General features: G+C 73.4%; 21 protein-coding genes. 1 reads left to right on the top strand and 20 read right to left on the bottom strand.

Annotated features, from left to right (window positions below):
- Positions 1–72: 72 nt before the first annotated feature.
- Genes RM445_RS02715 through RM445_RS02695 form a run of 5 tightly spaced genes read right to left on the bottom strand, consistent with a single transcriptional unit; the run spans position 73 to position 5648 of the window.
- Positions 73–2010: a glycosyltransferase gene (locus RM445_RS02715; protein WP_311554329.1), complete on the bottom strand. Its 1938-nt coding sequence runs from the start codon at positions 2008–2010 to the stop codon at positions 73–75.
- A 2-nt stretch (positions 2011–2012) separates the two neighbouring features.
- Positions 2013–3206, bottom strand: coding sequence for a UDP-galactopyranose mutase (gene glf / locus RM445_RS02710; RefSeq protein ID WP_397469206.1), 1194 nt, complete (start codon positions 3204–3206; stop codon positions 2013–2015).
- A gap of 22 nt (positions 3207–3228) precedes the next feature.
- Positions 3229–4164: a decaprenyl-phosphate phosphoribosyltransferase gene (locus RM445_RS02705; RefSeq protein WP_311554327.1), complete on the bottom strand. Its 936-nt coding sequence runs from the start codon at positions 4162–4164 to the stop codon at positions 3229–3231.
- The gene (locus RM445_RS02700; protein ID WP_311554326.1) at positions 4161–4793 is read right to left on the bottom strand and encodes a phosphatase PAP2 family protein; all 633 of its coding nucleotides are present in this window, start codon (positions 4791–4793) and stop codon (positions 4161–4163) included. The genes RM445_RS02705 and RM445_RS02700 overlap by 4 nt, the downstream gene beginning before the upstream one ends.
- Positions 4794–4835: 42 nt before the next feature.
- Positions 4836–5648 (bottom strand): HAD family hydrolase, encoded by an 813-nt coding sequence (locus tag RM445_RS02695; RefSeq protein WP_311554325.1) that lies wholly within the window; start codon positions 5646–5648, stop codon positions 4836–4838.
- Positions 5649–5917: 269 nt separating this feature from the next.
- On the opposite strand from RM445_RS02695, the gene RM445_RS02690 reads away from it, so the two are divergent.
- A complete protein-coding gene (locus tag RM445_RS02690) occupies positions 5918–8719 on the top strand; it encodes a winged helix-turn-helix domain-containing protein (RefSeq protein ID WP_311554324.1) in 2802 nt (933 codons plus the stop codon).
- Positions 8720–8923: 204 nt separating this feature from the next.
- Here RM445_RS02690 and RM445_RS02685 read toward each other — a convergent pair whose 3' ends face one another.
- The 15 genes from RM445_RS02685 to RM445_RS02615 all read right to left on the bottom strand — a co-directional run bounded on the left by RM445_RS02685 (position 8924) and on the right by RM445_RS02615 (position 26018).
- Positions 8924–9496, bottom strand: a complete 573-nt coding sequence (locus RM445_RS02685; protein ID WP_311554322.1) for a phage tail protein — start codon at positions 9494–9496, stop codon at positions 8924–8926.
- Complete coding sequence (locus tag RM445_RS02680) at positions 9493–11472, bottom strand: putative baseplate assembly protein (RefSeq protein ID WP_311554321.1); 1980 nt, start codon at positions 11470–11472, stop codon at positions 9493–9495. Before RM445_RS02680 ends, RM445_RS02685 begins: the two co-directional genes overlap by 4 nt.
- Position 11473: 1 nt before the next feature.
- Entirely contained in the window at positions 11474–11905 is a 432-nt protein-coding gene (locus RM445_RS02675) for a GPW/gp25 family protein (RefSeq protein WP_311554399.1), read from the bottom strand.
- A gap of 7 nt (positions 11906–11912) precedes the next feature.
- Positions 11913–12194, bottom strand: a complete 282-nt coding sequence (locus RM445_RS02670) for a PAAR domain-containing protein (RefSeq protein ID WP_311554320.1) — start codon at positions 12192–12194, stop codon at positions 11913–11915.
- An 11-nt stretch (positions 12195–12205) separates the two neighbouring features.
- Positions 12206–13960 carry a VgrG-related protein gene (locus RM445_RS02665; RefSeq protein ID WP_311554319.1) on the bottom strand — a complete coding sequence of 585 codons (1755 nt, stop codon included), beginning with the start codon at positions 13958–13960 and terminating at the stop codon, positions 12206–12208.
- A 1-nt stretch (position 13961) separates the two neighbouring features.
- Positions 13962–14735 (bottom strand): CIS tube protein, encoded by a 774-nt coding sequence (locus RM445_RS02660; protein WP_311554318.1) that lies wholly within the window; start codon positions 14733–14735, stop codon positions 13962–13964.
- Positions 14736–14745: 10 nt separating this feature from the next.
- Positions 14746–15171, bottom strand: a complete 426-nt coding sequence (locus RM445_RS02655; protein WP_311554317.1) for a phage tail protein — start codon at positions 15169–15171, stop codon at positions 14746–14748.
- Between the two features lie 9 nt (positions 15172–15180).
- Positions 15181–17850, bottom strand: coding sequence for a hypothetical protein (locus RM445_RS02650; RefSeq protein WP_311554316.1), 2670 nt, complete (start codon positions 17848–17850; stop codon positions 15181–15183).
- A 5-nt stretch (positions 17851–17855) separates the two neighbouring features.
- Complete coding sequence (locus RM445_RS02645) at positions 17856–18014, bottom strand: DUF6760 family protein (RefSeq protein ID WP_311554315.1); 159 nt, start codon at positions 18012–18014, stop codon at positions 17856–17858.
- Complete coding sequence (locus tag RM445_RS02640) at positions 18011–18463, bottom strand: hypothetical protein (protein WP_311554314.1); 453 nt, start codon at positions 18461–18463, stop codon at positions 18011–18013. Before RM445_RS02640 ends, RM445_RS02645 begins: the two co-directional genes overlap by 4 nt.
- Positions 18463–18906, bottom strand: a complete 444-nt coding sequence (locus RM445_RS02635; RefSeq protein ID WP_311554313.1) for a phage tail protein — start codon at positions 18904–18906, stop codon at positions 18463–18465. Before RM445_RS02635 ends, RM445_RS02640 begins: the two co-directional genes overlap by 1 nt.
- A 43-nt stretch (positions 18907–18949) precedes the next feature.
- Positions 18950–20500, bottom strand: a complete 1551-nt coding sequence (locus tag RM445_RS02630) for a phage tail sheath family protein (RefSeq protein ID WP_311554312.1) — start codon at positions 20498–20500, stop codon at positions 18950–18952.
- Between the two features lie 203 nt (positions 20501–20703).
- On the bottom strand, positions 20704–21489 hold the full coding sequence (locus tag RM445_RS02625) for an eCIS core domain-containing protein (protein ID WP_311554311.1): 786 nt from the start codon (positions 21487–21489) through the stop codon (positions 20704–20706).
- Positions 21490–21607: 118 nt separating this feature from the next.
- Positions 21608–23446 (bottom strand): Hsp70 family protein, encoded by a 1839-nt coding sequence (locus RM445_RS02620; protein WP_311554310.1) that lies wholly within the window; start codon positions 23444–23446, stop codon positions 21608–21610.
- A gap of 100 nt (positions 23447–23546) precedes the next feature.
- The gene (locus RM445_RS02615) at positions 23547–26018 is read right to left on the bottom strand and encodes an Hsp70 family protein (protein WP_311554309.1); all 2472 of its coding nucleotides are present in this window, start codon (positions 26016–26018) and stop codon (positions 23547–23549) included.
- Positions 26019–26079 lie beyond the last annotated feature (61 nt).

Genomic DNA, 26079 nt, shown 5'->3' with positions numbered 1-26079 from the left:
GGGAGTGCAGCATGGTGGCTTTGCTGCACTCCGACCGCAGCAAAGCCACCATGCTGAGCCAAGCCGGCGCGCTCAGCTCTCGAAGATCTGCTTCCAGCCCTCGCGACTCGTCAGGTGCGGGGCCGCCTCGCGGTAGCGGCGGCGCAGCGTCGGCCACTCGCGGGCCGCCGTGCCCAGCAGCTGCGCCGCGGTCTTCAGCTGGGCCCGGAACAGCGCGGGGTCGCGGCGGCGGAAGGTGACGCCACGACCGTCCGGGGTGGAGACCGTCGCCGAGTCCACCTGGGACAGCACGAACCACTGGGCCTGCCGCGACGACACGTTCCGCTGCGGCACGTCGTGGTGCGCGGGGTCGGGCGTCTTCAGGTTCCGCACCACACTGCGGGCCAGCGTCCTGAGGATCGCCACCTTGCTGGTGGGCGGCACCGGGAAGGCCTGGGCCGCGAGCGCGTCCAGGCTGCTCGGCGGCACGTCGGTCGCCGAGTCGAGCGGGCGCCCGTCGTCGTACTCCGCCCTCGTCGCCCGGACCTTGCCCAGCACCACCGGCAGGCTCGGGAACAGCGCCTCCGGGCCGGCCAGGAAGTCGCGCAGCGCCATGTGCTGCAGCGCCACGGCCGAGTACTCCATGAGCATCAGGTGCCGGACGGTGCGCTTGAGGATGTCGGTGAGCAGCGCCTTCGGGTCGTCCGGCCCGTGCATCGCCGCCGCGACCAGCCGGTTCCGGTAGTGGAAGTAGGCCTGCCAGTCGCTGGTGTCGTCCTTCTCCAGGAACGACATGTGCCAGATCGCGATGCCCGGCACCGTCGCCGTCCGGTAGCCCCGGCCCCGCGCGCGCAGCCCGTACTCGGCGTCGTCCCACTTGATGAACAGCGGCAGCGGCAGCCCGAGGTCTTCGGCGACGACCCGGGGGATCAGGCACATCCACCAGGCGTTGTAGTCGACGTCCACCCGCCGGTGCAGCCACGGCGTGGTGCGCAGCGTGCGCTCGGCCAGGTCGTGGTGCGGCTCGGTCTGCGGGGCGTTGCGCCAGAGGAACTTGTGCCGGTCGACGACCTCGCCCATGGTCGAGAGCTGCGAGCGGGCCTGCAGCGACAGCATCTGCCCGCCGACGAGCATCGGCTCACGCGCGTACCGCGAGAACGCGACGGCACGGAGCACCGAGTCGGGCTCCAGCAGGATGTCGTCGTCCATGAAAAGGATCTGCTGGGTCTCGGGCGTCGCCAGCGCCTCGTACATCACCCGGGCGTAGCCGCCCGAGCCGCCGAGGTTGGGCTGGTCGATGATCCGCAGCCGGCCGCCGAGCGCGGCCTCGGCCGCGGCGAACCCGGGCTCGTCGCGCACCTTGCGGGTGCCCTGGTCCGGCAGGATCACCTGGTGAACGGCCGCGAGCACCAGCGGGTCCTCGCCGATCGCGGTGAGGGTCGCGACGCAGTCGGCGGGCCGGTTGAACGTCGGCATGCCGATCGTCACGGCGGCCTTGCCGGGGGCCTCGACGGGCGCGTGCCAGCCGCCCTCGTGCAGGACCAGCGCGTCGTCGTCCGTGGTGAGGTCGAACCAGAACCAGCCGCCGTCCTCGAACGGGCGCAGGTCGAGCGCGACGTCGACCTCGTGCACACCGCGGCTGCCGAGCACCACGCCGCGCTCGTGGATCCGCGCGCCGTCGGCCTTCGTGCGGTAGACGTCGACGCGCCCGCTGCCCTCCAGCCGGAGCTTCAGCCGGATCTCGGTGAGCGCCGTCCAGTGCCGCCAGTAGCCGGCGGCGAAGGCGTTGAAGTACGCCCCGAACGACACCTCGCTCTGCTCCGGCAGGCTCGCCGAGGTCCGCGACGTGACCCGCAGCCGCCTCCCGGTGACGGCCGACCCCTCGAGGTGCACCGACGTCGGCATGATGGCGCCCGGCACCGCGGGGACCGACGCCAGCGCGATGCCCGTGCGCTCGTCCATGTAGAGCGCACGGACGCTCATCGGGTCGCCGGAGCGGGGCAGGATCACCCGCTGGAGAAGGCTCGACATCGTCAGTCCTCCACCGTCTCCGAGCCCGACAGGGCCTTGCCCGCGGTGAAGTACGGCGCGATGCGGTTGTCGAACATCGTCAACGCCGAGCCGATCGCCATGTGCATGTCGAGGTACTTGTACGTGCCTAACCGGCCGCCGAACAGCACGTTCGCGTTCGCCGTCTCCTTGCGGGCCAGCTCGCGGTAGCGCTTGAGCGTTGCCCGGTCCTCGGCCGTGTTGATGGGGTAGTACGGCTCGTCGCCGGACTCGGCGAAGCGGGAGTACTCGCGGACGACCACCGTCTTGTCCTTCGGGTAGTAGTCGCGCTCGGGGTGCATGTGGCGGAACTCGTGGATGCGGGTGAAGGGCACGTCCGCGTCGTTGTAGTTCACCACCGAGGTGCCCTGGAAGTCGCCCGTCGGCACGACCTCCATGTCGAAGTCGAGGGTCCGCCACCCCAGCTCGCCCTCGGCGTAGTCGAAGTACCGGTCGAGCGGGCCGGTGAAGACCGTCGGCGTGCCGGCCGGGATCTCCGCGCGGACGTCGAAGTAGTCGACGTCCAGGCGCACCTCGATGTTCGGGTGGTCCGCCATCTTCTCGAGCCACGCGGTGTAGCCGTCGACGGGCAGGCCCTCGTAGGTGTCGCTGAAGTAGCGGTTGTCGAAGGTGTAGCGGACGGGCAGCCGCGTGATGATCGCCGCGTCGAGCTCGCGCGGGTCCGTCTGCCACTGCTTGGCCGTGTAGCCCTTGACGAACGCCTCGTAGAGCGGGCGGCCGATCAGCGAGATCGCCTTCTCCTCGAGGTTGCGTGCCGCCGCTGTGTCGACCTCGGCGGCCTGCTCGGCGATCAGGGCGCGGGCCTCGTCCGGGGTGTGGCTGCGCCCGAAGAACTGGTTGATCAGCGCCAGGTTCATCGGGAACGCGTAGACCTGCTCGCCGACCCGGGCGAACACCCGGTGCTGGTAGCCCGTGAACTCGGTGAACCGGTTCACGTACTCCCACACACGCGTGTTGCTGGTGTGGAACAGGTGGGCGCCGTAGCGGTGGATCTCGATCCCGGTCTCGGGTTCGGGCTCGGAGTAGGCGTTGCCGCCGATGTGCGACCGGCGCTCCAGCACGAGCACGCGCTTGTCGAGCTCGTTCGCCGCGCGCTCGGCGATGGTCAGCCCGAAGAAACCGGAGCCGACGACGACCAGGTCGTATCCCTCGTACACGACCACCGAGGGTAGCGGGTGCTCAGATACCGACGACCCCCGCGTAGACGGCCAGCGTCAGCGTGCCCACCCAGAGCAATGCCAGCACCTGCAGAACGCGGTCGCCCAGCGCGATCTCCTCGGGCTCGCCGCCGTTGCCCGAGTCGACGTCGACGGCGTAGCGCAGCACCGCGATCACGAACGGCACGATCGAGATCACCGACCAGGTGTGGTTGTGCTGCTCCTCGCCGATGTCGAACGCCCACAGGCAGTACGCAGTGATCAACACCGTCGCCGAGAGCGCCCACACGAACCGCAGATAGCTCGCCGTGTAGTTCTCCAGCGCCCTGCGGATCTTCGCGCCCGTCCGCTCAGCCAGCATCATCTCGGCGTACCGCTTGCCCGCGACCATGAACAGCGACCCGAAGCCCGCCACCAGCAGGAACCACTGCGACAGCAGGATCCCGGTGGCCGCGCCACCCGCGATCGCGCGCAGCAGGAACCCCGACGCGACGATGCAGATGTCGAGCACGGCCTGGTGCTTGAGCCAGAAGCAGTACGCCAGCTGCACCACGACGTAGACCGCCAGCACCACCACCAGCGGCACCGATGCGAGCAGGCTCACCGCCACCGACGCGACGAGCAGCACCACGGCCACCCCGATCGCCAGCCGCGGCGCGACCACCCCGGCCGCGATCGGCCGGAACCGCTTGGTCGGGTGCGCGCGGTCCGCGTCGACGTCCTTCGCGTCGTTGACCAGGTAGATCCCCGACGCCGCCAGCGAGAACGCCACGAACGCGACCAGCAGGTCCGGGATGATCCCCGGCGTCAGCAGGTCGCCGCCGACGAACGGAGCGGCGAAGACCAGGACGTTCTTCACCCACTGCCGCGGGCGCATGGTCTTCAGGACGCCACGGGCGACCCCCCACGGCCTGCGGCCGGGCGTGACCGGCGCGGCGGGGACCTCGATGTCGGTCATCGTGCGGACCTTCCGGACAGGCGGCGGGTGGCGGCGGCGACCCCCGCACCGAGCAGGGCGCCCGCGGCCACGTCCGTGGGGTAGTGCACGCCGAGGACCAGCCGGGACAGTGCCATCGGGGGGACGACCGCGAGGGTGAGCCTGCGGCCGAGAAGACCGCCGAAGAGCACCGCGGCGGCGGTGGTCGAGGTGGCGTGCGCGGACGGGAAGCTGAGCCGGCTCGGGGTGCCGACCAGCACCTGCACCCGGGGGTCGTCCGGGCGGGGCCTGCGCACCACGCGCTTCACGGCGATCGACGCCCCGTGGGCCGCGGCGACGCCGGCCGTGGCGGTGAACCAGTCGCGGCGACGAGATCGGTCGACGAGCGCACCGAGCAGGCCGAGCGCGAGCCACCCGCCGGCGTGCTCACCGAAGTGCGACATGCCCCGGGCCGTCGCCACGACGGGCCTCCTACCGAGCCGCCGCTGCACCGCGGACAGCGCTCGCACCTCGGCCGGGGCGACCGGCAGCTCGACGGTCTCGACCGCGTCGACGGGTGCGGGGACGGTGGTGACGGCCACGGGTGGGATCTCCAGGAGCAGGTGGGGCGGGTGGGCGGGCTGCCGGCCGACCATGCTACGCGGCGTCACCGGCCACCCGTCCGGGCGTCAGGCCCGCTGGGGCACACCGCACTAGAACCAGCGCTCGAGCACCACGGCGAAGCCGTCGTCCGCGTTCGACGCCGTCACCTCGTCCGCGGCGTCGAGCAGGGCGGGGTGGGCGTTGCCCATGGCGACTCCGTGGCCTGCCCAGAGCAGCATCGCCAGGTCGTTGGGCATGTCGCCGAAGGCGACGACGTCCGCGGCATCCACCCCGAGCTCACGCGCGACCTCGGCCAGCCCCGTCGCTTTCGTCACACCGGGCGGCGACATCTCCACGAGACCGCGCGGGTGGGAGAACGTGAGGTCGGCGAGGTGCCCGATGACGGGGGTGAGTGCGGCCACCATCGCGTCGCTGGACAGGTCCGGCGCCCGGGCCAGCATCTTGATCGCCGGCTCGGTGAGCAGTGCGGCACGCTCGACGGACGCGTGGTCCGGGTTCGGCCAGGCGTGCACGTAGTCCGGCTCGGCGACGAACAGCTCCACCGAGGAGTCGTCGGCCCGCTCCCCCACCCGCTCGACCGCCAACCCGCTGCCGGGCAGCACCTCCGCCGTGGCCTCGGCGAGCTCGACGAGGGTGTCGGCGGCGAGGGTGCGCGACCACAGCACGCGATCGTCGACGGCGTCGTAGAGCACGGCGCCGTTCGCGCAGACCGCGAGGCGGGCGGCGGGGAGCTGCGCCACGATCGGCGGAATCCAGCGCGGCGGCCGGCCGGTGACCAGCACGAACTCGACGCCGGCCGCGATCAGCCGGTCGATGACCGCGGTGGCCCGAGGGGTGACCCGGTCGTCGGGATCGAGCAACGTGCCGTCGACGTCGGTGGCGACGAGCCGGGGTGCCTGCACACGACCAGCCTAGGCGTCGTGAGCGGCCCGACGAGGCGGACGGGAGCGGCGGCGTAGCCCATGACCGACCACATCGGACCGACGTCGACGCCGTGACCTCGACCGGCGTACGCACATGTGCGTAATACGCGGGTGACCTCGTGGCGTCGCGGCATGCTCTCGCGCTACGCTCCGACGCCGTTCTGTGTCGCTTCGCGCGGCCCGTGCGGAACACTGGAGCAGGCGCGGCGCCAGGCCGTGCCCCCCGACTTCGAGGTGCGGGGTGCAGGGTGGGTGACGGCCGGCTGGACCTCTCGGCGAAGTTCGCGCCACCGGCGCCCGCCGGGCTCGCCCGCAGCCGCCTGCTCGACCTCGCCGCGCACCGCGTCGTGCTGGTGCTCGCTCCCGCCGGCCATGGCAAGACCACGCTGCTCGGCCAGATCGCGTCGCGGTTCGCCGGCACGGTGGTCTGGTACCGGATCGACGCGGCGGACCGCGACCCCCAGCAGCTGGCCGGGCGGATCGGGCGCGCCCTCGGCCGGGTCGGCCTGGCCGGTGCGGAGTGCCGGTCGTTCGAGGACGTGGCGGCCGCGCTCGACGCCGCCGGGCGCGACATGCTGCTCGTGTTCGACGACTTCCACGCCGTCGCGGGCTCGGTGGCGGAGCAGGGGCTGGTGCGGATGATCGCGCTCGCGCCCCCGACGCTGCGCGTGGTGCTCGGCGCGCGCCGGGTCGTCGGGCTGGACGTGCCGGCGTTGCGGGTCTACGGCGCGGTGCACGTCGTCGACGCCGACGACCTGCGGTTCCGCTCGTGGGAGGTCGAGCGGCTGTTCCGCGAGGTCTACCACCAGCCGCTGCCGCCGGAGGACGCCGCGACGCTGTCGCAGCGCACCGCCGGGTGGGCGGCCGGGCTCGCGATGTTCCACCTGCTGACCGAGGGCCGCCCACCGGCGCAGCGGCGGCGCGCGCTGGCCGACCTGTCCCGCGGGTCGCGGCTGGTGCGCTCCTACCTCGTGCGCGAGGTGCTCGGCGACCTGCCCGCCGAGCTGCGCGAGTTCCTGCGCCGCACGAGCGCGCTCGGGGTGCTGACCGGCACGTTGTGCGACGGGCTGCTCGACGCCGTCGGCAGCCAGGCCGTGCTCGAGGAGTTGGAGCAGCGCCGGCTGTTCACGACCACACCGGACGACGGCCACCAGTTCCGCTATCACCAGGTGCTGCTCGACCACCTCGAGCTGGAGCTGACCGAACACCTCGGGCCGTCCGCCACGCGCGACTGGTACGGCCGGGCCGCGGAGCTGCTGCTCGACGCGGGCGAGGTGCCGGCGGCGTTCCGCGCCTACGTGCGCGCCGAGGACTGGGCGGCGGTCGAGCAACTGCTGCAGCGCCGCGGTGCGGAGGTCGTCGCCGGACCGCTGGGGTCGTTGGAGGGCATGCTGCCGCACGGCCTCGTGGCCACCGACCCGTGGCTGCTCCTCGCCCGGGCGCGGCGGCTCGCGGCACAGGGTGCGCTCACCGAGGCCGTGGCGGCGTTCCGGCTCGCCCATGCCGCCGCCGAGGACAGCCAGCTCGCCACCCGTTGCCTGGAGGAGGCACGCACCGCGGCGCTGTGGCTGCCCGACGCGGACCCGGTGGCACGCACCTGGGCGGCGACGATCCGAGCGGCGACCCAGCGCAGCCCGCGCGCGCTCCTGTCGACGGCGCTCGACCTGCCCGGTGCCGAAGGGCGGCTGGCCGCCGGGATCGTGGCGCTGCTCGCCGGCGACCTGGGCGCGGCCGTGGTGCTGCTCCGCGAGGCCGCCGACCATCCCGATGCCGACGTCGGCGTGGTCGCCCCCGCAGCCTGCGTGATCCGGGTCGTGCGCCTGCTGTCCGGAGGCGCCGTCGGCGTCGACGACCCGGGCGCCGACCTCGAGGCGCTCATGCTGGACGCCGAGGTGGGGGGCTGGCCGTGGCTCTCCCGCATCGGGCGCGCGCTGCTGGCGATCGACGCTCCCGGGTCGGGCCCGGCCGTCGAACCGTGCGACCCGTGGGGCACCGCCGTCGTGTCGTTCGTCGGTGGGCTGGGCGGCCGCGCCGCGGGGCCGTTGCGCGACGCCGCGACCCGGTTCACCGAGCTGGGCGCACCGGTGCCTGCGCAGTGGGCGGCGTGCCTGGCTGCGGCGCTGTCGCCCGCGACCCCGGTCGGCTACGGCACCGCCGTCGCGCGGGCCCGGGCGATGGGGCTGCGGGATGTCCCGGGAGTGGTGGAGGCCTGGGCGGCGGGGACGGTGACGCACGCCGTCCCGCGACCCCGGGTCGCCGCCGTGCCGCCGGACCGGGTCGCCCCGGTCACGCTGCACCTGCTCGGCCGCACCGAGATCGCGATCGACGGCGAGGTGGTGGACCTGTCGACGGTGCGGCCGCGCGCCCGGTCGACCCTGCGGCTGCTCGCCCTGCGGGCAGGGAACGCCGTGCACCGCGACGTGCTCGTGGCGAGCCTGTGGCCGGACGTCGACGAGGAGTCGGCGCTGCGCAGCCTGCAGGTGGCGGTCTCCAGCCTGCGCAACGTGCTCGGCGGGCGGACCCGCGGCCGGCCCACCCTGCTGGCGCGCAACGGGGAGAGCTACTGCCTGCAGTTGCCGCCCGGCAGCCGCAGCGACGTCCGCGACTTCGACACGCGCCTGACCGACGCCCGCGCGCGGCGGCACGACGGCGACCACGTCGGTGAGCGGGTGGCGCTGGCGGCGGCGGTCGGGCACTACGGCGGCGACCTGCTGCCCGAGGAGGGCACGGCCGAGTGGGTGGTCGCCGAGCGCGACCGGCTGCGGTTCGCTGCCGCGGGTGCCTGGGGCGCGCTGGGCAAGCGGCTCGGCGACGACGGCGAGTTCCCCGAGGCCGTCGACGCCGTCCGGGCCGGCCTGCGGCTCGACGCCTACTCCGACGACGCCTGGCGCCTCCTGATCGACCTGCACACGCGCGCGGGCAACCCCGCGGCGGCGCAGGCCGCGGCCCTGGAGCACGCGCAGATGCTGGCCGAACTCGGCGTGGAACCCCTGGAACCCGCGGACCGCGAGTACCGCGAGTCCCGCGAGTCCCGCACCGTCCCCAGCTGAGCTGCTCCCCCACCCCGCGAGTCGGCACGTTCGTCAGCGCGAGTCCGCGACTTCGTCAGCCCCAGTCCGCGAGTTCGTCAGCGCGAGTCGGCACGTCGGTCAGGCGAATGGCGGGTTGCGGCGCCGTCGCAACCACACATTCGGGCTGTCGAACGTGCCGACTCGCGCGTACACCGGCGGGCCGGCAGCTCGGGGTGGGTCAGATCAGACGAGCTCGACGCGGGCCGGGAGGTGGGCGGGGACGAAGAGGTCCAGCATGCGCTGGAGCAGGTCGGCGTCGACGGGGCCGTCGGCGTCGTCCGGCTCGTCGCCGGCGTCGCGGCGGTCGAGGACGCCGTTCGTCCGCACCCGCACCACCAGGCCGGGCTGGTCCGAGCCGGGCAGCGGCGTGCCGGGGTTGACCGACCAGCCCGTCCCGCCCGACTCCTGCAGCTCGACGGGCCGGTTGCAGGCGAGTTCTACGAGCTCGCGCACGGCGTCCGGGGTGCCCCGCCACGCGTGCAGGGCCGCCGCCCGCGCGACGAGCCGGCGCCGCCGCGCCACCGGAAGCTTCCGCGCGGCGAGCAGCCCCGTCCAGCTCGCGAGCCAGTCGAGCATGTCCGGCGGCGCGGTGCGTGGGTCCAGATAGGCCGGGAAGCAGTCGAGTACGCCGATCACCGGCGCCAGCACCTCGTCGAGGCTCGCACACAGGTTCTGCGCGAACACGTCGTCGAGGTAGAGCGCGGGCAGGGTCGCGCCGAGCGGGTGCGGGGTGGGCCGGACGGCGGGCACGGTCATCCCTGGACCCGCACCTGATGCTGGTAGGAGTACACGAGCGCGCCGGGTGCGACGTCGACCCGCGCCACCGGGGCGCCGCGGTTGCCCGACGCCGGGTCGGCCGGGAACAGCAGCAGGTCGTCGACCTCGGCCAGGCCCGGGACGCGCGCGAGCACCGCCGAGACGTCGAACGCCCGCACGGCGCGCCCGAACGGCCAGCCCTTGCCGTCCGGCCCGCCGTCCTGCGGGGACAGGTACGCGTACAGCGCCCGCAGCGCCGCGTCCTGGACGGCGTCCGCCCGGACGTCCGGGCCTGCCGTCACCCGCGCCACGACCGTCACGCCCTGGTACACCGGCGGTTCGACGACCAGGCGGGTGCCGACGAGACGTCGCCGGTCCAGGTGGTCGCTGATCCGCCGCAGCAGCTCCCGCGGCGGGGTGCGCAGGTCGTCGAACGCGATCCGGCCCAGGTCGTCGGTCACGACCCGGGGCACGACGAGCAGCCGCACCGCGCCGGGCAGCCCCGCCGTCCCCGCCGGCGCCGCCCCGGTCGTCGTGGCCGGCAGGCAGGCCACCCGGGCGGCGTCCGGGGCCACGTCGCGGGCCAGCACCTCGAAGTCGTCGGCCGTCACCGCCCGGCCACTGGCCCGCAGCTCCAGCGGCCCACGCAGCTTGGCGTTGTCCATCGTCTCGCCGTCCACCCCGCCCGACGCCGGGTGCCGGTTCTCGACCTGGGTGACGTACGGGACGCTCGACTTGAGCACCCGGACCACCCCGCGCGCCACGTTGCCGCGGCGCCCCCCACCGACCCGGTACGCCGTCATCACCAGCCGCGATCCGAGCGGCGGCACGGCGCCGTACTGCCGCAGCTCCCCGTCGGCGTGGCGCACCTCGGGGCCGAACTGGACCTCGCCTGCGACCGGGTCGAGCCGGTAGTGCCGGTCGTCGGGGCCCGAGTGGGCGAAGTCACGCACCGCCACCCACGACGTCGGCGACGGGGCCCCGGGATCGGTGACCTGCAGGACGCTCGTCTCGGTCCACGGCACCACGGGGTGGCGCTGCAGCGTGAACCGCTGGCCGGGCGCGCCGTCCGAGGTGCCCAGCGACTCGTCGCGAACGGTCTCCGCATGGGCGATCCCGGCCGTGCCGCCGATCGTCATCGCCTGGACGCCCGAGATCCGCGGGCTGCGCGTGTACGCGGGGGTCACGCCGTCCGGCGGCAGCACGCGGCACCGCAGCCAGCCCGCGCGCTGCCGGGCGTTCACCGACTGCTCGTGGGTCCCCGGCACGTGCAGGACGACGTCGCCGGCCTTGTTCAGCCCGCCTGTCTCGTCGCGGTCGACCTCGCAGGCGCTCCAGCCGGAGCCGTTCCACGCCTCCCACGCCAGCGGCGGGTTGCGCGGGTCGATGCCGATGCCGCCGACGGGGCAGTTGATCCGCAGCAGCACCGCACACGACGGGACGGCCGCGGACAGCCCGATCAGCATCGTCTCTCCGGGCACCGGCACCGTCGAGAACGCCGGGGCGTCGGCGCCCTCGGCCAGGAGCCGGGTGTGGTCGGTGATCGCCCCGTCGCTGGTGACCGCGGCGAAGTTGCTGAACGAGCACGGCACGATCGGCAGGTCCGCGACCGTGCTGAACACCACGGGCTCGTCGACCTCGGTGCGCGGCGTGGCCACCTCGGTCTCGGCACGGACGAGCACGGTGGCGGGCTGCGCGGCGGCGAGCCAGAACGTCGCGGTGCCGCGCGCGGCGGTCGACGGGTAGAGCTGCAGGCCGATCAGCTCGAGGAACTTGACGTAGTGGCGGTCCGGGACCCGGTTCAGCCGGTAGATCAGCTGGTCCACCATCTGCGCGAACGCCTCGATCAGCGTGACGCCCGGGTCGCTGACGTTGTGGTCGGTCCAGTCGGGCGAGCGCTGCTGCACCAGGCGCTTGGCGTCGTCGACGAGCGACTGGAAGTCGCGGTCGTCGAGGTGAGGGGCGGGCAGGACCACGTCAGCTCCCGTCCGGCAGCGCGTCGACCTGGAACTGCACAGGATCGTGCTGCGGGATGACATAGAAGGGGAAGACCAGGTTGCGCGGGTCGTTGGTGCCGCGGATGCGGTAGGTGATGTCGATGTAGAGCACGCCCGAGTCGGCGGCGTCGAAGGACACCGAGACGTCGTCGACGTCGATCCGCGGCTCCCACCGGTCGAGCGCCACCCGCACGTCGTAGGACAGCTGCCCGGCCGTCGTGGCGTTGGCCGGGGAGAACACGTGCTCGGAGATCCGGCACCCGAACTCCGGGCGCATCGGCCGCTCGCCCGGGCTCGTGCCGAGGATCAGCCGGATCGCCTCCTGGATCTCCCGCTCACGGGCGACGAGCGCCACACCGCCGATCGCGTCGGTCCGCATCGGGAAGGCGATCCCCGCGCCGACGAACTCCATCCCCATGTCAGCCTCCGATCAGCACGGTCGGGGCACCTACGATGATCGGTGCGCTGCACGCGGCCATGTCGCCCACCCGCGCCGCGGGCAGGCCGCCGATCAGCACGGACGTCGAGCCCGGCGGGACGATCGCCGACGGCGGGTGCACCGCGGGCGGCGGGAACGAGCAGATGTGCGGCGTGCCGACGGTGGCCGCCGGCATGCCGCCGATGAGCACGGTCGGGACGCCGGGGGGCCCGATGACGCCCGGGTGCCCGGTCGGGTCACCCACACGCGCTGCCGGTGGCATCGTCTTCTCCCTCAGTTCAGTCGGATCATGGCGCCGCTCACGGCCACCTGGCCGCTCGCGTTCACCTTCACCGAGGGCCCGCCGTCCAGCGTGAGCCCGGTGGTGGCCGTGATCGAGACGTCGCCGCCCGTGAGCTTCAGGCTGCTGGTGCCCGCGTCGACCGTGACGCCGTTCTTCGCCTCGATCGTCACGCTGCCGTCGCTGTGCAGGGTGACGCTGCTGCCCGTGGCGTCGAGGGTGAACGTGTGCTTGCCGTCGGCGGTCGCGAGCGCGATGCCCTCCTTGCGGCCGTCCTGGTCGAGCAGGTCGATCCGGTGGCCCAAGCGCGACACCAGCGATCGCCGGTTGATGGCGCCGGAACCGCCGTCGACGTCGTCGATCGGGCCGGGCTTGGGGGTGTCGACGCCGTTAAACAGCCCGCCCACGACGTAGGGCCTGCGGACGTCGCCCTGCTCGAAGGCCACCAGCACCTCGTCGCCGACCTCGGGCAGCACGAAGAAGCCCCGGTCCTTGCCCGCGCCGGTGTGCACGGTGCGCGCCCAGTCGCTGACGTAGTCGTCGGACAGCCAGGGGAACGTCAGCTTCACCCGGCCCTGGTGTTGGGGGTCGCGTGCGTCGCTGACCTGCGCGATCGACACACCGGTCATCGCCCGCCGGGAGCCCGAGCCGGACGCGAGCCCGAACAGCGACCGCTCCTGGCGGCCCGTGACCGCGAAGTGCGTGGCGTAGCCGGTGGACTGGTCGTAGGTGTGCCGCGACGAGGTCACCACGTACTTGCCGTCGAACGGCGCTCCGAGGTTGTCGATCGCGATCGCGGTCCCGGCGCGGATCTTCGGGTTGCCCCGGGCGGTGCCCTCGAACTCGGCCGACGCGCCCGCGATCTGCTCCGAGAGGGCCTTCGCCGCGGCGTCGACCTCCGACTGGCCGCGGTAGGGCACATCCGTGGCGACGTACACCGGGTCGCCGAAGGTCTTGGCCAGATCCGGCGGGGCGACGCCCGGGCCGGAGAGCTGGGCCGAGCGGGTCTTCGCCGGTGCGGTGCCGATCAGCGCCTGCTTGCGGGCGACGTCCCAGCCCCGGACCTGCACCTCCTTGACCTGCTCCGCGGAGGTGACGACCGAACGGAAGCGCACCAGGTCGCTGCCCTGGCGCAGCAGCAGCGGATCCGACGGCTCGCCGCCGGGCGCGGGTGCGTCCTGCGCGGGCTTGGGTGCGCGGAACTCGAACTTCCCGTCCTTCACCGCCACCTCGTGCCCGATCTCGCGGGCCAGCCCGTCGATGAACTCCCAGTCCGACACGCCGCCCTGGCTGACGTGGTCGAAGACCGTCGACGTCGAGTCGACCGTGCCGAGCGTGAGCCCGGCCCGCTGCGCGACCTTCTTGGCGACGTCGGATGCGGTGACCTGCGTGTAGGTCTCGGTCCGGCGGCCGCGGAAGAGCCGGTGCGCGGGGTCGTACCCGCGGACGACGGTGAAGGTGCCGGTCGCGTCGAACTCCGCCTCCAGCGCCGTGACCTCGGCGGTGATCAATGGCTCCGGCGTCGTCGACGCCTTGCTGGTGGCCGCGACCACGAGCTTCGCGCCGATCTTGATGTTGGCCTTGGCGAGCACGGTGCGCTCGGCATCGCGGAAGCGGAGGATCACCAGGTCCGGCAGGTTCAGGCTGTCGTCGACGTCCGCGGAGACCAGCAGGGGCTCCAGGTCGGCGGGCAGCGGCGTGCCGTCGACGGTGATCGTGAAGGCGTTGCTGATCTGGGCCTGCGCCACGTCACACCCCGGCCGGGAGGTGGTCTGCCAAGAGATCGTCAATAGTGGGCAGCAGCACGGTCGCGCCGGCGCGCAGCCGCAGCGGGTCGTCGATGCCGTTGAACAGGGCGAGCGGGCGCCACATCGTCGGGTCGCCGTACTCCCGGTACGCGATGGAGGCGAGCGAGTCGCCCGCGACGACGGTGCGCACCGAGGTCAGCGCGAGGCCGCCGGAGGTCGGGTTCTGCTTGAGCGGGTCGCCCGGCATCTCCTCCAGCGAGAGGTTGCAGGTGGCCCGGATCGGCGTGCCCTCGGACGTGAAGAGCGTGTACTTCGCCTGCACCGACGTGACGAACGCGGCGAAGCTCTTGACCTTGCCCCACTGCAGCACGACGAGCGGTGGGGAGGCCTTCTTCTTGCCCAGGCTGTCGTCGGTCGGCACGCAGCAGGCGAACAGCTGCTCGACGCGCGCGACGACGCTGGCGTCCATCGTGTCAGTCGCGTCGAAGAAGAGTTCCATGGTCAGCTTGCAGGGATCGGCGCCGGTGAACTCCGGCGGCCCCGCCGACTTCGAGCCGCGCGCATTCTTGCGCTCCCACTTGGCCGACTTCGAGATCGACAGTTCCTTCGGGTTGAACTGGAACGGGATCCGGTCGACCGGCGCGCCCGGCTTGCTGCCGCCTCCGACGGGCGTCGCCTCGTAGAGCTCCAGTGCCGCGCGGGTGAGGTTCGGGGGCGCGGAGCCGCCTCCGCCGGCCGCGGCCGGTCCGTGCAGGGCGATCGCTTTCGGTGCCATCAGCAGACCCCTACGCCGGCAGGAAGCCGTGGTGGGCGATCTCGATGGTCTCGGTGGCGACCTTCGGCGACTCCACGTTGAGGCTGGGCCCGGTCCACCGCACGGGGACGACGCCCGACAGGTTCCAGGTCGCCACCGGCTCGTTCCGGGCGTTCCTCGCGATGATCGTGGCGGTGCGGCGCTTGACCCCCGTGGTCATGCTTGCGAACCACTCGGTGATCTTCTTCGTGTCGGGACCGAGCGGGCGGCTGAGCTTGATGTTCGTGTACTTCAGGCGGGTCGGCAGCTGCCACACCTGGCTGTTGAACCCGCCCTCCTCGCGCTGCTCGAGCACGACCTCGACGCCGAGGCCCTCGCAGCTGATGAAGGTGCCGAGCTCCTTGTCACCGATGGTCACGGAGAAACAGACGCTCACCGCGGGGTCGTCGTCAGCCATGGTTTCTCCCTATCGGCGCAGGTCGGTGACGAAGCCGGCACGCTCGCGGTCGAGCCGCAGCTCGGCCTTGAGACGGGCGGCGAGCGGGTCGAACAGACGGCGGACGAGCTCGTCGGTGGAGGCGGCGGCGAGCGCGCCCGCCGCGCCGGTGGCCTGCCCGACCGCGCCCTTGGCGGCGTCGACGGCCTGGCCGACCGCGCCGGAGGCGGTGTCGGCGGCCTGGCCGAGGGCTCCCGTCGCGGTGTCGGCGGCCTGGCCGACGGCACCGGAGACGGCGTCGGATGCGGAGGAGACGGCGGACCCGGCGCGGTCGCGGATCTCGTCGACGGCGCCGGGCATGCTCGGCAGGTCGGGGATGCCCGGCATCGAGGGCAGTCCCGGAAGCGACGGCAGGCCCGAGGGGATGCCGGGCAACGACGGCAGACCGGACGGCAGGTTCGGCATCGACGGCAGGCCCGACGGCATGCCGGGCACGTTCGGCAGTGCGGGCAGGCCCGACGGCAGGTTCGGCAGACTCGGGAGGCCCGACGGCATGCCCGGCATGTTCGGCATGCCCGACGGCAGGTTCGGCAGGGACGGCATCGACGGCATCGACGGCATCGACGGCATCGACGGCATCGACGGCATCGACGGCATCGACGGCATCGACGGGAGCGACGGGAGCGACGGGAGCGACGGCACGCTTGGCATCTTCGGCATCGACGGCAGCCCGAACCGTTGCAACGATGCGGCCGGGCCGTCGGACGGCGGGTGGAACACCACCGACCCGTCGGCAGCGCGTTGCGCGAGGCCCGCCTGCACCGCCACGCTGCCGGCGTCGCCGCCTGCGCCGGACCCGACGGCGCGCTGCACGACAGCGCCCGCGGTGATCCCCGCCGTGCTTGCCGCGGGAGTCGCGGCCGGAGCGCCGACGGACCGCTGGACCGCCGCAGGGTGGCCCTGCTGCAGTCCCGTGCCGGTCCGGCCGGCGTGCGGCGAGGATCCGGACGGACCCCTGGGGCCCGGACCGGCGTCGCCGGCCTCCGCCGGGTCTCCCCAGCGGACCGGCACCACCTCGTCCGCGGCCGACCGCTGCACGGCCGGAGTCGCCGCAGTGGGCATGGCGGTCGCGATCGGGCGGTCGCCGAGCAGCGGCGTGCCGTGGTCCGGTGCCGCCGGCCACGAGAACGCGGACTCGGGATCTGCAGGAGTTTCGGCGGCGAATCCGCTGCTCGACTCGGGACCGACCTCGGGCGGGTCTGCGGGCAGAGCTGACCGCGCCGGCTCGACGGTCGGCAGGTCCGCCGCCGGCGCGACCTGGACCGCATCGCTGCTCGCCGACTCGGGGCCGGCCGCCGGGATCTCGGCCGGTCGTGCCTCCGGTGCGGGACCGCCGACCGGCAGCATCTGGACGACGGGACCGGCACTCGACACGTCGGGTGGGTCCGGAACCCGCTCCGGTGGCCGGGTGAGCGGGGCGCCCAGACCGAGACGACGGGGTGGAACGGACAAGGGCTGCACGACAGGCCCAGATTCGACGGCGAGCCGGCTGACCGTCGGCGGCACGTCGGCCACCGACGTGACCTCGCCAGGAACCTCCCGCACGGGGTCGTCGGCCAGGAGCGGCGCGCGCTCAGGGGCCTCCGGCGGGCTCGCGGGGTCGAACGTCGAGGACTCGACCGCGCCCGAACTGTCGGCAACCGCGCTCGCGGTCGTCGAGGTGCTCACGGCAGGAACGGCGGGAGCGGCAGGAACGGCCGCCGGAGCCGGCGCGAACGCCCGCTGCACGACCCCGCCCCCCGTGTCGACTTCCGGCCTGGCTGCCACGATCGGCAGGTCGGGCCGCGCCGTAGGAGGCGCAGGGGCGGTGACGAACGAGTGGACCGCCGGCCGGTCCGGCACGACCGGGAGCTGCGGCAACGTCCGTTCGGTGGTTCCGGCCGACCGCTGGAGCACGGCCGGCGAGCCGGCGAGTGTGCTCTGCAGCGGCGTCGAACCCAGGGTCGGGCTCGGCTGATCGGCGACACCGGTCGCCGCGCCGGGATCAACGGCGGAGCGCTGGACCGCGGGCTCGCTCGGCTCGACGGACGCAGCCGGGGAGGAGGTCGCCGGTGCCGCGACCGGCGGCGCTCCCTCGGCCACCGACCCGACGGCGTTCACGGGCATGGTCACCGCAGCAGGAGCCGACGCCGCCGGCACGTCCGATCGCTGCACGACGGTCGGCGGTGCCTCGGAGGGCAGCACACCGGCCGACGACCGGGCGGCCTCCGACACGGCCCGCTGCAGCGCCGCTCCGCGAGGCGGATCGAACCGGACCTCGCGCTGCACCGCTGCGGACGTTCCGGATCCCGGCAGCGCGGTCAGCGGAACCCCGGCCGCGGGAAGCTGCGTGAGGCCCGGTCGTCCCGACACCGCGTCGACGATCCCGACGGCCGATCCCGAGGGCGCCGACGGGCCCCGCCCGTGCTCCAGCTCGGTGAGCATCCGCGGGGTCTGCCAGGTGGAGAGGCTGCCGGCGAAGTCGCCGAGCCGGGCGACGGACTGCACACCGTCGGCGAGCGTCCGCTGGACCGGCGGCAGCGCGCGCCATCCGGGATCCGGGGTGGCCACGGGTCCGCGGTCGGCGGGTGCCGTCGGCGTGGAGACCTGCGGCGCCTCCGGTCGGGGCCAGGGCTCACGCAGCCAGGACCACAAACCCATCCCCGTCACCTCCCCCGCTGTGCCCGGGCGTTCATCCTGTTGATCTGGTCCACGAAGCGGCGCCGGTCCGCGTGCTCGAGGTCGAGCAGCGGGTCCAGCGCCCAGTGGAAGTGGTAGGCGATGTACGCGACCTCGTCGTGCAGCTGGTCGGGCGCGTACGTCACGATTCCCCCAGGCGGCCCCCGGCGACGTCCACGGCGAACGAGTGCTGGCACGACGGGCAGGTGACCCCGGCGCGGGTGTGACCTTCCTGGTTCACCCGCCGGTAGAGGTCCTGCAGGAACGCCACGTCCGTGGCGAACATGTTCTCGATGATCCCGGCGTGGATGTCGTCGATCGTGCCGAGCCGCGTGACCACGCGGGCCAGCAGGACGACCGACAGGTACGCGGGGTTCTCCCGCACCCGGTCGTCGCGCAGCGGCACGAGCTCGTCGCGGCCGGTCGCCAGCCGCATGACCCCCGACCGGTGCACGTTCCCGGACCCGTCGACGTACCCGCGGGGCAGCTCGAACGGGAACTCGGTGCGTAGGGGATCCGGTCGCGGCGCGACCGGTACGGCGTCGGCCTCAGGACGCTCGTCGAGGCCGACCCCGGCGCCGTGGCCACGGCGCATCACTCCACCTCGAGGCGCTCGTAGGTCACCACGAGCTTCTCGGTGAGGACGCTGGTGTCGCCCGCCTTCAGCGAGCCGATCTCCAGGCTCTTCGGCCACGCGTTCGTCAGCTTGTAGCGCTTGAGCGCGTTGCCCTCGTAGTCGAAGACGATGATGGCCCCGCCCTTGCGGGCGTCGGGCATCTTGCCGAACTGCGAGTCCTTCACCCACTTCTCGAAGCTCTGGTCACCGGTGAGGCCGCGGGTGAGCGTGCACTCGCCCGCCTTCGGCCGCCCGGGCAGCTTCTTGATGTCGTACTTGCCGTCGGGGCCGTTCTGCTTGAGCTCGACGACGTCCTGCTCCATCTTCAGCCCGGACACCTCGGTGATGGACTTGATGGTGATGCCGTCGAACTCGAGGCCGAAGGAGTGGCCGACGGCGCTGTTGAGATCGGGAAGAGCCATGACGGATTACCTCCGGGGGTCAGTGGGGGTCACGAAGCAACGATCACTCAGCGACCAGGCTGGTTCCGCCGGAGAACTGGCTCAGGCGGAAGACGACGAACTCGGCAGGCTTCACGGGCGCGACGCCGATCATGCAGACGACCTCGCCGGCGTCGATGCCCTGGCTCGGGTTCGTCTCCCGGTCGCACTTGACGAAGAACGCCTCGTCCGGCGTCAGCCCGAACAGCGCGCCCGCCCGCCACTGGTTGACGAGGAAGTCGTTGACCGTCCGCCGGATCCGTGCCCACAGCGCGTCGTCGTTCGGCTCGAAGACCACCCACTGGGTGCCGTTGAGAATCGACTCCTCGAGGAAGTTGAAGAGCCGCCGCACGTTGAGGTAACGCCACGCCGGGTCGCTGGACAGGGTCCGGGCGCCGTAGACCCGGATCCCGCCGCCGGGGAACGCCCGGATGCAGTTGATGCCGGTGGGGTTGAGCAGGCCGTGCTCGTTCTTCGTGATCTGGGTCTCGAGCTCGACGGCGCCGCGGATCACCTCGTTGGCCGGCGCCTTGTGCACGCCGCGGGTGTCGTCGTTGCGGCCCCAGATGCCGGCGACGTGCCCGCTCGGCGGCACGTACTGCGTCGCGCGGGTAGCGGGGTCGAAGACCTTGATCCACGGCCAGTAGAGCGTGGCGTACTTGGAGTCGTAGCGCGCCTTGTCGACCCGCCACTCCTTGATCTGCTGGGCGTTCAGGCCGGGCGGCGGGTCGAGGATCGCGACGCGGTCGCCCATCAGCTCGCAGTGGGCGATCATCCCGAGCTGGACGGCCTGGACCGTCTCGAGGTCGATCGCACCCTGCTGGTAGGCGCTCATGAGGTCGGGGACGGCCACCATCGTGACCTCGTCGACGGCCTCGAGCCCGCCGAAGCCGGTGCGCTCGGCGACGTTGCCGACGTAGTCATCGGCGGTCAGCGACGGCGACGGCGCCGCGGCCGGCGGGGCGGGCGGCACGAGAGCTACCGTGCCCGTCTCCGGCTTCTCGATCGCGCCGGAGCCGACGTCCTCGATCTTGATGGTCTTCGACTCGGCGTTGACGACCGTCGCGACGTTCTGCTTGCCGCGGTTGGTCGTGACCCGGTCGAACTCCTCGACGACCTGGCCGCCGCGCTTGACGACCAGCTTGAACATGTCGTCGGTCGGGGCGTCGCCGCCGGCGGGGGCGACCTCGACCTCGAGCTCGCCGGGGCGCAGGGCGCCGTCGACGGCCACGGCGCGCAGCCGGTTGCCCAGGGCCGCCTGCGGGGCGGCCTCGATCGCGGCCCGGCCGTTCGACGACGCGCTGCTGTTGCCGTCGTCCCCGATCCGGACGACGTAGCAGTTGCCGCCGCCGTTCATGAAGTAGCCGAACACGGCGTGGGCCAGGTAGGTGCCGGGCGCGAACTCGCCGAACGTGGCGGAGAACTGCGTCCAGTTGCTGATCAGGGTCGGGGTGTTGAAGGGGCCTTGCGGGGCGAGCCCGACGAAGGCGGCGACGGCCGTCCCGACCCCCTCGATGGGCCTCGACCCGCTGTCGACCTCTTCGACGTACACACCCGGCGACAGGTACTGCGGCATCGTGGTCCTCCTCGGCGGCGCATGTCGGACTGCAGCGTCGCGCCGAGTGGGCCCGGATTGAACGACCGCACGGACGCCTTCGGGGGCACGGTCGGCTGCCTGATCGGGCAGCGGGCGTCAGCTCGGCGGGCAGTTGCCCACAGGTTGAAGCCGCCACACCCTGCTCAGCAGGGGTGACGGCTCTACGGGCTGTGTGACGGCGGCTAGACCGCCACCTCCTCGTCGTCCTCTTCGCCCTCACGCTGGACGGCGGCGTCGGTGAAGCTGCCCTGCACCGGCTCCTCGTCCTCTTCGCCCTCGCGCTGAGCGACCGGGGCCGCCCCGTCGACGCTGCGCTGGACGTCGTGCTCGGCACCGTCGTCGGAGCAGCGCTGCACCGCGGTACCGGAGGCCGACGGGCTCAGCGCCGGGGCGGGCGCGGACAACACGCGCTCGGCGTTCGCGGAAGCCTCGCGCTCGAAACGGTCGCCCGGGTCGCTGACCTTGATGCCGCCGCCCGCCGCCGTGCCGTCGACGGGGCCGCTGCGCTGCTGGACGACGTGGGTCAGCTCGTGCGCGAGCGTGAGCTTGCCGTCGGCGGACCCCGGGTCGAAGCGGTCGCGCTGGAAGACGATGTTGGAGCCGACCGTGTAGGCGTTCGCGTTGACCGCGACGGCCGAGTCGTGGGCGCGGCTGTCGTCGTGCACCCGGACGTCGCCGAAGTCGTGCCCGAGGCGCGCCTCCATGTCGCCGCGCACGTCCGTGTCGAGCGGGCGCCCGCCGGACGACACGACGTCGTGGACGGGCGAGCGCTCCTCGTCCGCGAGTGCAGCGGTGACTCCCGCGTTGCCCGCGACGCGCTGCAGGTGCGCCAGACCGTTCACGCCGACCGCGTCCCAGCGGCCTTCGGCGGCCGCCCGTGCGGCCAGTGGGGGCGCCGCCTCGGTCAGCCGTGCGCCTTTCGGCCGCAACGAGACCGCGGCGTCGACGTCGTGCTCGTGGCTGTGCATGGGTCCTCCTGCCACTCCCGTCCGGACAGCCTGGCACCGACGTGTCCGGCCCGCCAGGGCTCGCGGCCGCACGGGAGGGCAGCGATGAGATCCCGATCGGGCAGTACTACCCGCCGCACTACCCGCCGCGGTGCGAGTCGGTTGGCGTGGTCGTCTCGGTCTTCGTCTCGTGGGTGGTGGTCGTCTCGGTCTCGTGGGTGGTCGTCCTGGTCCTGGTCGTGGTCTCCGTCTTCGGCGGCGGCGGCGGCGGAACCACGGGCGCCGGAGCCTTCTGCACAGCACGCGTGGGGCGGCGCGGGGTCGTCGGAACGGTCCGCGCCTTCTTCGGCGCCGGCTTCGCCTCCTCCGTCGGCGGGGGCGGCGCCTCGGTCGTCGTCACCGGAGTGAGCGTCGGCAGCACCACCGGCACCGGGGCCAACTGCGGCGGTGCGGGCAGCGGCGCGGGGATCGACGACTGGACGCCTGTCAGCGACGTCTCCTGGCTGACGTCGCGGTTACCGAGCAGGATCCCGGCGCCGGCGGCCAGGGCGAGCACCACCGCCGCTCCGGTGCCGATGAGCACGCGGCCCCGCGTCCCCCGCACCGCGGCCGGGAGCCGGCTCGTGTGGCCGGCTCCGCCCGACGGCGAGCTCATCGGGCCGACCGTGGCCGGCGGGCGCCAGTCGGGTGCGGGGGGCGGGGTGAACTCGGCCATCGTCGGCATGTCGGCGGCCGCCGTGTACGGGGTCTCACCGGCTGCGCCGACGCCCACGGGTGCGGTCGCCGAGGCTCCGGTCTGGACCGGAGCGGTCTGCCAGTTCCCGGTCGCCGTTGCGGCCGTGGCGCCCATCGGGGTCGCCGCAGCAGCGGCCGCGGCTCTTGTCGGGGCCGACGCCGGCGCCGCGGCCGGAGGCTGGGCGGCGGGTGTGCCGCGGATGGCCGCACCGAGCGCGACGTCGTGCTTGGGGTGGTTGTCCATGGCCAGCGGCCGCCCGAAGGCCGCCGACAGCATCTCGCTCACCAAGGGGATCCGCGACGACCCGCCGACCAGCACGATCGCCGACAGGTCGCCGGGTTCGACTCCGGCGGGGTCGAGCACCCGCCGCGTCGCCGCCACGGTCTCGGCGATCGCCGGCCGCAGCATGTCGTCGAACTCGGCGCGGCTCAACCGCACCGACGTGCTGATCCCCGGCAGGGCCACGGGTACGACCGTGTCGGTGCTGAACGACAGCACCTCCTTGGCCTCGACACAATCGCGCCGCAGCCGGGCGAGCCCGACCGTCGTCGCCGGATCCGTGTCGTCGAGGTTCTGGACCTCCGGCCCGAGCGTGGTCAGGACGTGGCGGAACACCGCCTCGTCGAAGTCGATCCCGCCCAGCTGCTCGACGCCCTCAGGTGGCCCCGCCAGCCGGAACCCGGCGCCGTCGCGCAGGAGGACGGCGGCGTCGAACGTGCCGCCGCCGAGGTCGTAGACCGCGACCTTCTCGCCCTCGGCCACCCGGTTGCGCGACGCGTACGTGATCGCCGCGGCCTCGGGTTCGGTGCACGTCTCGACGTTGCGCAGGCCGGCGAGCTCGACCGCCTGGCCCAGGAGGTCGCGCTTGAACGGGCCCCAGTTCGCTGGGTGCGTCACGCACACGTGCTCGGGCGGGCCGCCCTGCCGCTCGGTGGCGACACCAACCACCCAGGCCAGCAACCGGGCCGTCAACGCCTGCGCGGAGAAGGGCGCCCCGCCGACCACGAGCGGAACCGAGTCGCCGATCCGCCGCTTGAACTCCCGCACCACCCGCGACGGCTCCGCCGCGCCCTGCTGCTCGGCGGCCTCACCGACGACGATCTCGCCGTCGGGGCGCACGAACACCACCGACGGCACCTGCATGGCCCGGATGCCCAATCCGAGCATCTCCACCCGGCCGTCGACGTTGACCGCCGCAGCCGTATAGGTGGTGCCCAGATCGACACCCAGCCGGTAACCCACGCTCCACCCCCCGAGCCGATCTCCGATGGTAAGGCGGTGGTCAGCGGTCCCGATACGTCGAAATCAGTTCGGTGCGGTTTCGGTACGGGCGGGTGTGGCGTTACCGCGGGCTCCATGCGGCGGCGGTGCCGACCTCGCCGGGCGTCGAGATCCGCCGCGGGTCGCTCCCGTCCGCGTTCATGATCCAGACCTCGTCGCGGCGCTTGAAGGTGATCTGTGCACCGTCCGGGGAGAACGACGGGTCCATGTCGCCGTCGCGCGTGGTGAGCTGCGTGACGGGGTTGCCGACCTGGAGCCCGACCGTCCAGATCCCCTGGCCGGGCCGGGTGAACGCGACGGTGTTCTCGGTCGGGGACACGGCGGGGTCGTTGTCGTGGTCGTCGCCGGGGGTGACCGGTCCGGGCGGGCTGGACCCGTCGAACGTCGCCCAGTAGATCTCGCCGCCGTCCTGGCCCACCTCGGGCGCGTGCCAGTACACGACGGACAACCCGTCCGGGGTCATCGCAGGATCGCCCACCGCGCCACTGTCGATCACGCGCAGCACGGTGCCGTCCAGCGAGACGAGGTTCAGGGTGGTCACGCCGCTGGCGGGGTCGAGGCACGGCAGCACGAGCTGCTGCTCGGGGCCGCTGAAGGCGGGACGGGTCAGGTCGGCGCACCCCGGCGGCGGGGTGGTGAACAGCGGGCGGTCGTCGCTGCCGTCGGCACCCATGACGCGCACCTCGCGGGTGGTGTCCGAGGTGCGGTGCAGGTAGGCGATGGTCCGCCGGTCCGGGGAGATGACGGGGAAGTTGTCCTCCTCGGGGCTGTCGGTCAACGTCGGGCCGAGCGTGCCGTCGGTGGCGATCGTGAGGATGTCCCAGTTGCCGTCGACCTGCCGCGGCCAGACGATCAGATCGTCGGAGAGCGGTTCGGCCGACTGCGGCAGCACCACGGCGGGCGCCGTCGACGTCGTGGGCGGCTGCGGGTCCGCGGTCGTGACCGGCGTGGGTGTGGGGGTCGGCGTGGGCTCGCCGCCGCGCGACACGAGTAACACCCCGCCACCGACGGCCAGGACCGCCACCACGCCGACGCCGGCGAGCAGCAAGCCCCTGCGGCGACCACCGCCATCCGACGTACCGCCGCCCGGCCGGCGCGGTGGCGCGCCGGGATCGGTCGGGGCGGGGCCGACGGTCGTGGGCGGGCGCCAGTCGGGCGCCGGTCCGCGCGGCGGGCCGGCGTTCCCGGGACCGAAGAACGCGTTGCCGGGGCCGACCGACGGCGGAACGGGCCCACCCGGGAGGGGCGCGGCCCCTCCGGGGCCGGCGGTTCCCGGGGCGGCGGGACCGAACGGGGCGGTGGCCCAGGCCGGAGCGGTGGCCGCCGGATGGGTCGCGGCGGCTCCCGTCGCCCGACGGGCGGCGGCGACCGGTTGCGTCTGCTGCTCGGGGGGCCGCGGCTCGGTCGGCCTCTCTCGGGTACCGGTGGCCGTCGGCACCGGAGTGGGGGACGCCGCCCGGCCACCCGCGGCCACCGTCCCGCGGATCGCCGCGCCGATCGCGACGTCGTGCTTCGGGTGGTTGTCCAACGCCAGGGGCCGGCGGAAGGCCGCCGACAACATCTCACTGACCAGCGGGATCCGCGACGACCCGCCCACGAGCACCATCGCCGACACGTCCGCCGCGCCGACCCCGGCCGAGCCGAGCACCCGCTGCATGGCCGCCACGGTCTCGTCGATCGCTGGCCGCAGCATGTCCTCGAACTCGCCGCGGGTCAGCCGCACCGACCGGTTGACCCCGGGCAGCGCGACCGCGACCACCGTGTCGACGCTGAACGACAGCACCTCCTTCGCCTCGACGCAGTCGCGCCGCAGGCGCGCCAGCGCGGTCGCCGTCGCCGGATCGGTGTCGTCCAGCCCCGCGACGTCGTCGCCCAGCGCCGTCAGGACGTGGCGGAACACGGCCTCGTCGAAGTCGATCCCGCCGAGGTGCTCGACGCCCTCCGGCGGCCCGAGCAACCGGAATCCCGCACCCTCGCGGACGAGCACCGCCGCGTCGAAGGTGCCTCCGCCCAGGTCGTACACCGCGATGCGGTCGCCCTCGTCCACGCGGTCCCGCGACGCGTAGGCGACGGCCGCGGCCTCCGGTTCGGTGCAGGTGCTCGTCGCCGTGCCCCGCAGTCCGGCCATCTCGATCGCCTGCCCGAGCAGGTCACGCTTGAACGGGCCCCAGTTCGCCGGGTGGGTGACGCACACGTGCTCGGGCGGACCGCCCTGGCGCTCGGTGACGACACCGACCACCCAGGCCAGCAACCGCGCCGACAGCGCCTGCGCCGAGAACGGCGATCCCCCGACGACCAGGGGCACCGAGTCGCCGACGCGCCGCTTGAACTCCCGTACCACCCGCGACGGCTCGGCGGTCCCCTGCTGCTCGGCCGCCTCGCCGACGACGATCTCGCCGTCGTCGTGGACGAAGACCACCGACGGCACCTGCATCGCGCGGATGCCCAGCCCGAGCATCTCCACCCGGCCGTCGACGTTGACCGCCGCAGCGGTGTAGGTCGTACCGAGATCCACGCCCAGCCGGTAACCCACGCCCGCTCCTCGTCAGAGAGTCTTTCGGCCCGGCGATCGTAGGACCGCGGCCGCCGGGGCG

Source organism: Pseudonocardia charpentierae (assembly GCF_031845345.1).
GTDB lineage: Bacteria > Actinomycetota > Actinomycetes > Mycobacteriales > Pseudonocardiaceae > Pseudonocardia > Pseudonocardia charpentierae.
Note: the sequence above shows the minus strand (reverse complement) of the source record. Positions and strands in the feature narration are given on the sequence as shown.

Excerpts from the sequence above, each read along its gene's own strand:
- RM445_RS02715 (WP_311554329.1), bottom strand. The coding sequence starts at position 2,010 with ATGTCGAGCCTTCTCCAGCGGGTGATCCTGCCCCGCTCCGGCGACCCG.
- RM445_RS02705 (WP_311554327.1), bottom strand. The coding sequence starts at position 4,164 with ATGACCGACATCGAGGTCCCCGCCGCGCCGGTCACGCCCGGCCGCAGG.
- RM445_RS02685 (WP_311554322.1), bottom strand. The coding sequence starts at position 9,496 with ATGACCGTGCCCGCCGTCCGGCCCACCCCGCACCCGCTCGGCGCGACC.
- RM445_RS02675 (WP_311554399.1), bottom strand. The coding sequence starts at position 11,905 with ATGGAGTTCGTCGGCGCGGGGATCGCCTTCCCGATGCGGACCGACGCG.
- RM445_RS02670 (WP_311554320.1), bottom strand. The coding sequence starts at position 12,194 with ATGCCACCGGCAGCGCGTGTGGGTGACCCGACCGGGCACCCGGGCGTC.
- RM445_RS02660 (WP_311554318.1), bottom strand. The coding sequence starts at position 14,735 with ATGGCACCGAAAGCGATCGCCCTGCACGGACCGGCCGCGGCCGGCGGA.
- RM445_RS02655 (WP_311554317.1), bottom strand. The coding sequence starts at position 15,171 with ATGGCTGACGACGACCCCGCGGTGAGCGTCTGTTTCTCCGTGACCATC.
- RM445_RS02650 (WP_311554316.1), bottom strand. The coding sequence starts at position 17,850 with ATGGGTTTGTGGTCCTGGCTGCGTGAGCCCTGGCCCCGACCGGAGGCG.
- RM445_RS02640 (WP_311554314.1), bottom strand. The coding sequence starts at position 18,463 with ATGCGCCGTGGCCACGGCGCCGGGGTCGGCCTCGACGAGCGTCCTGAG.
- RM445_RS02635 (WP_311554313.1), bottom strand. The coding sequence starts at position 18,906 with ATGGCTCTTCCCGATCTCAACAGCGCCGTCGGCCACTCCTTCGGCCTC.
- RM445_RS02630 (WP_311554312.1), bottom strand. The coding sequence starts at position 20,500 with ATGCCGCAGTACCTGTCGCCGGGTGTGTACGTCGAAGAGGTCGACAGC.
- RM445_RS02625 (WP_311554311.1), bottom strand. The coding sequence starts at position 21,489 with ATGCACAGCCACGAGCACGACGTCGACGCCGCGGTCTCGTTGCGGCCG.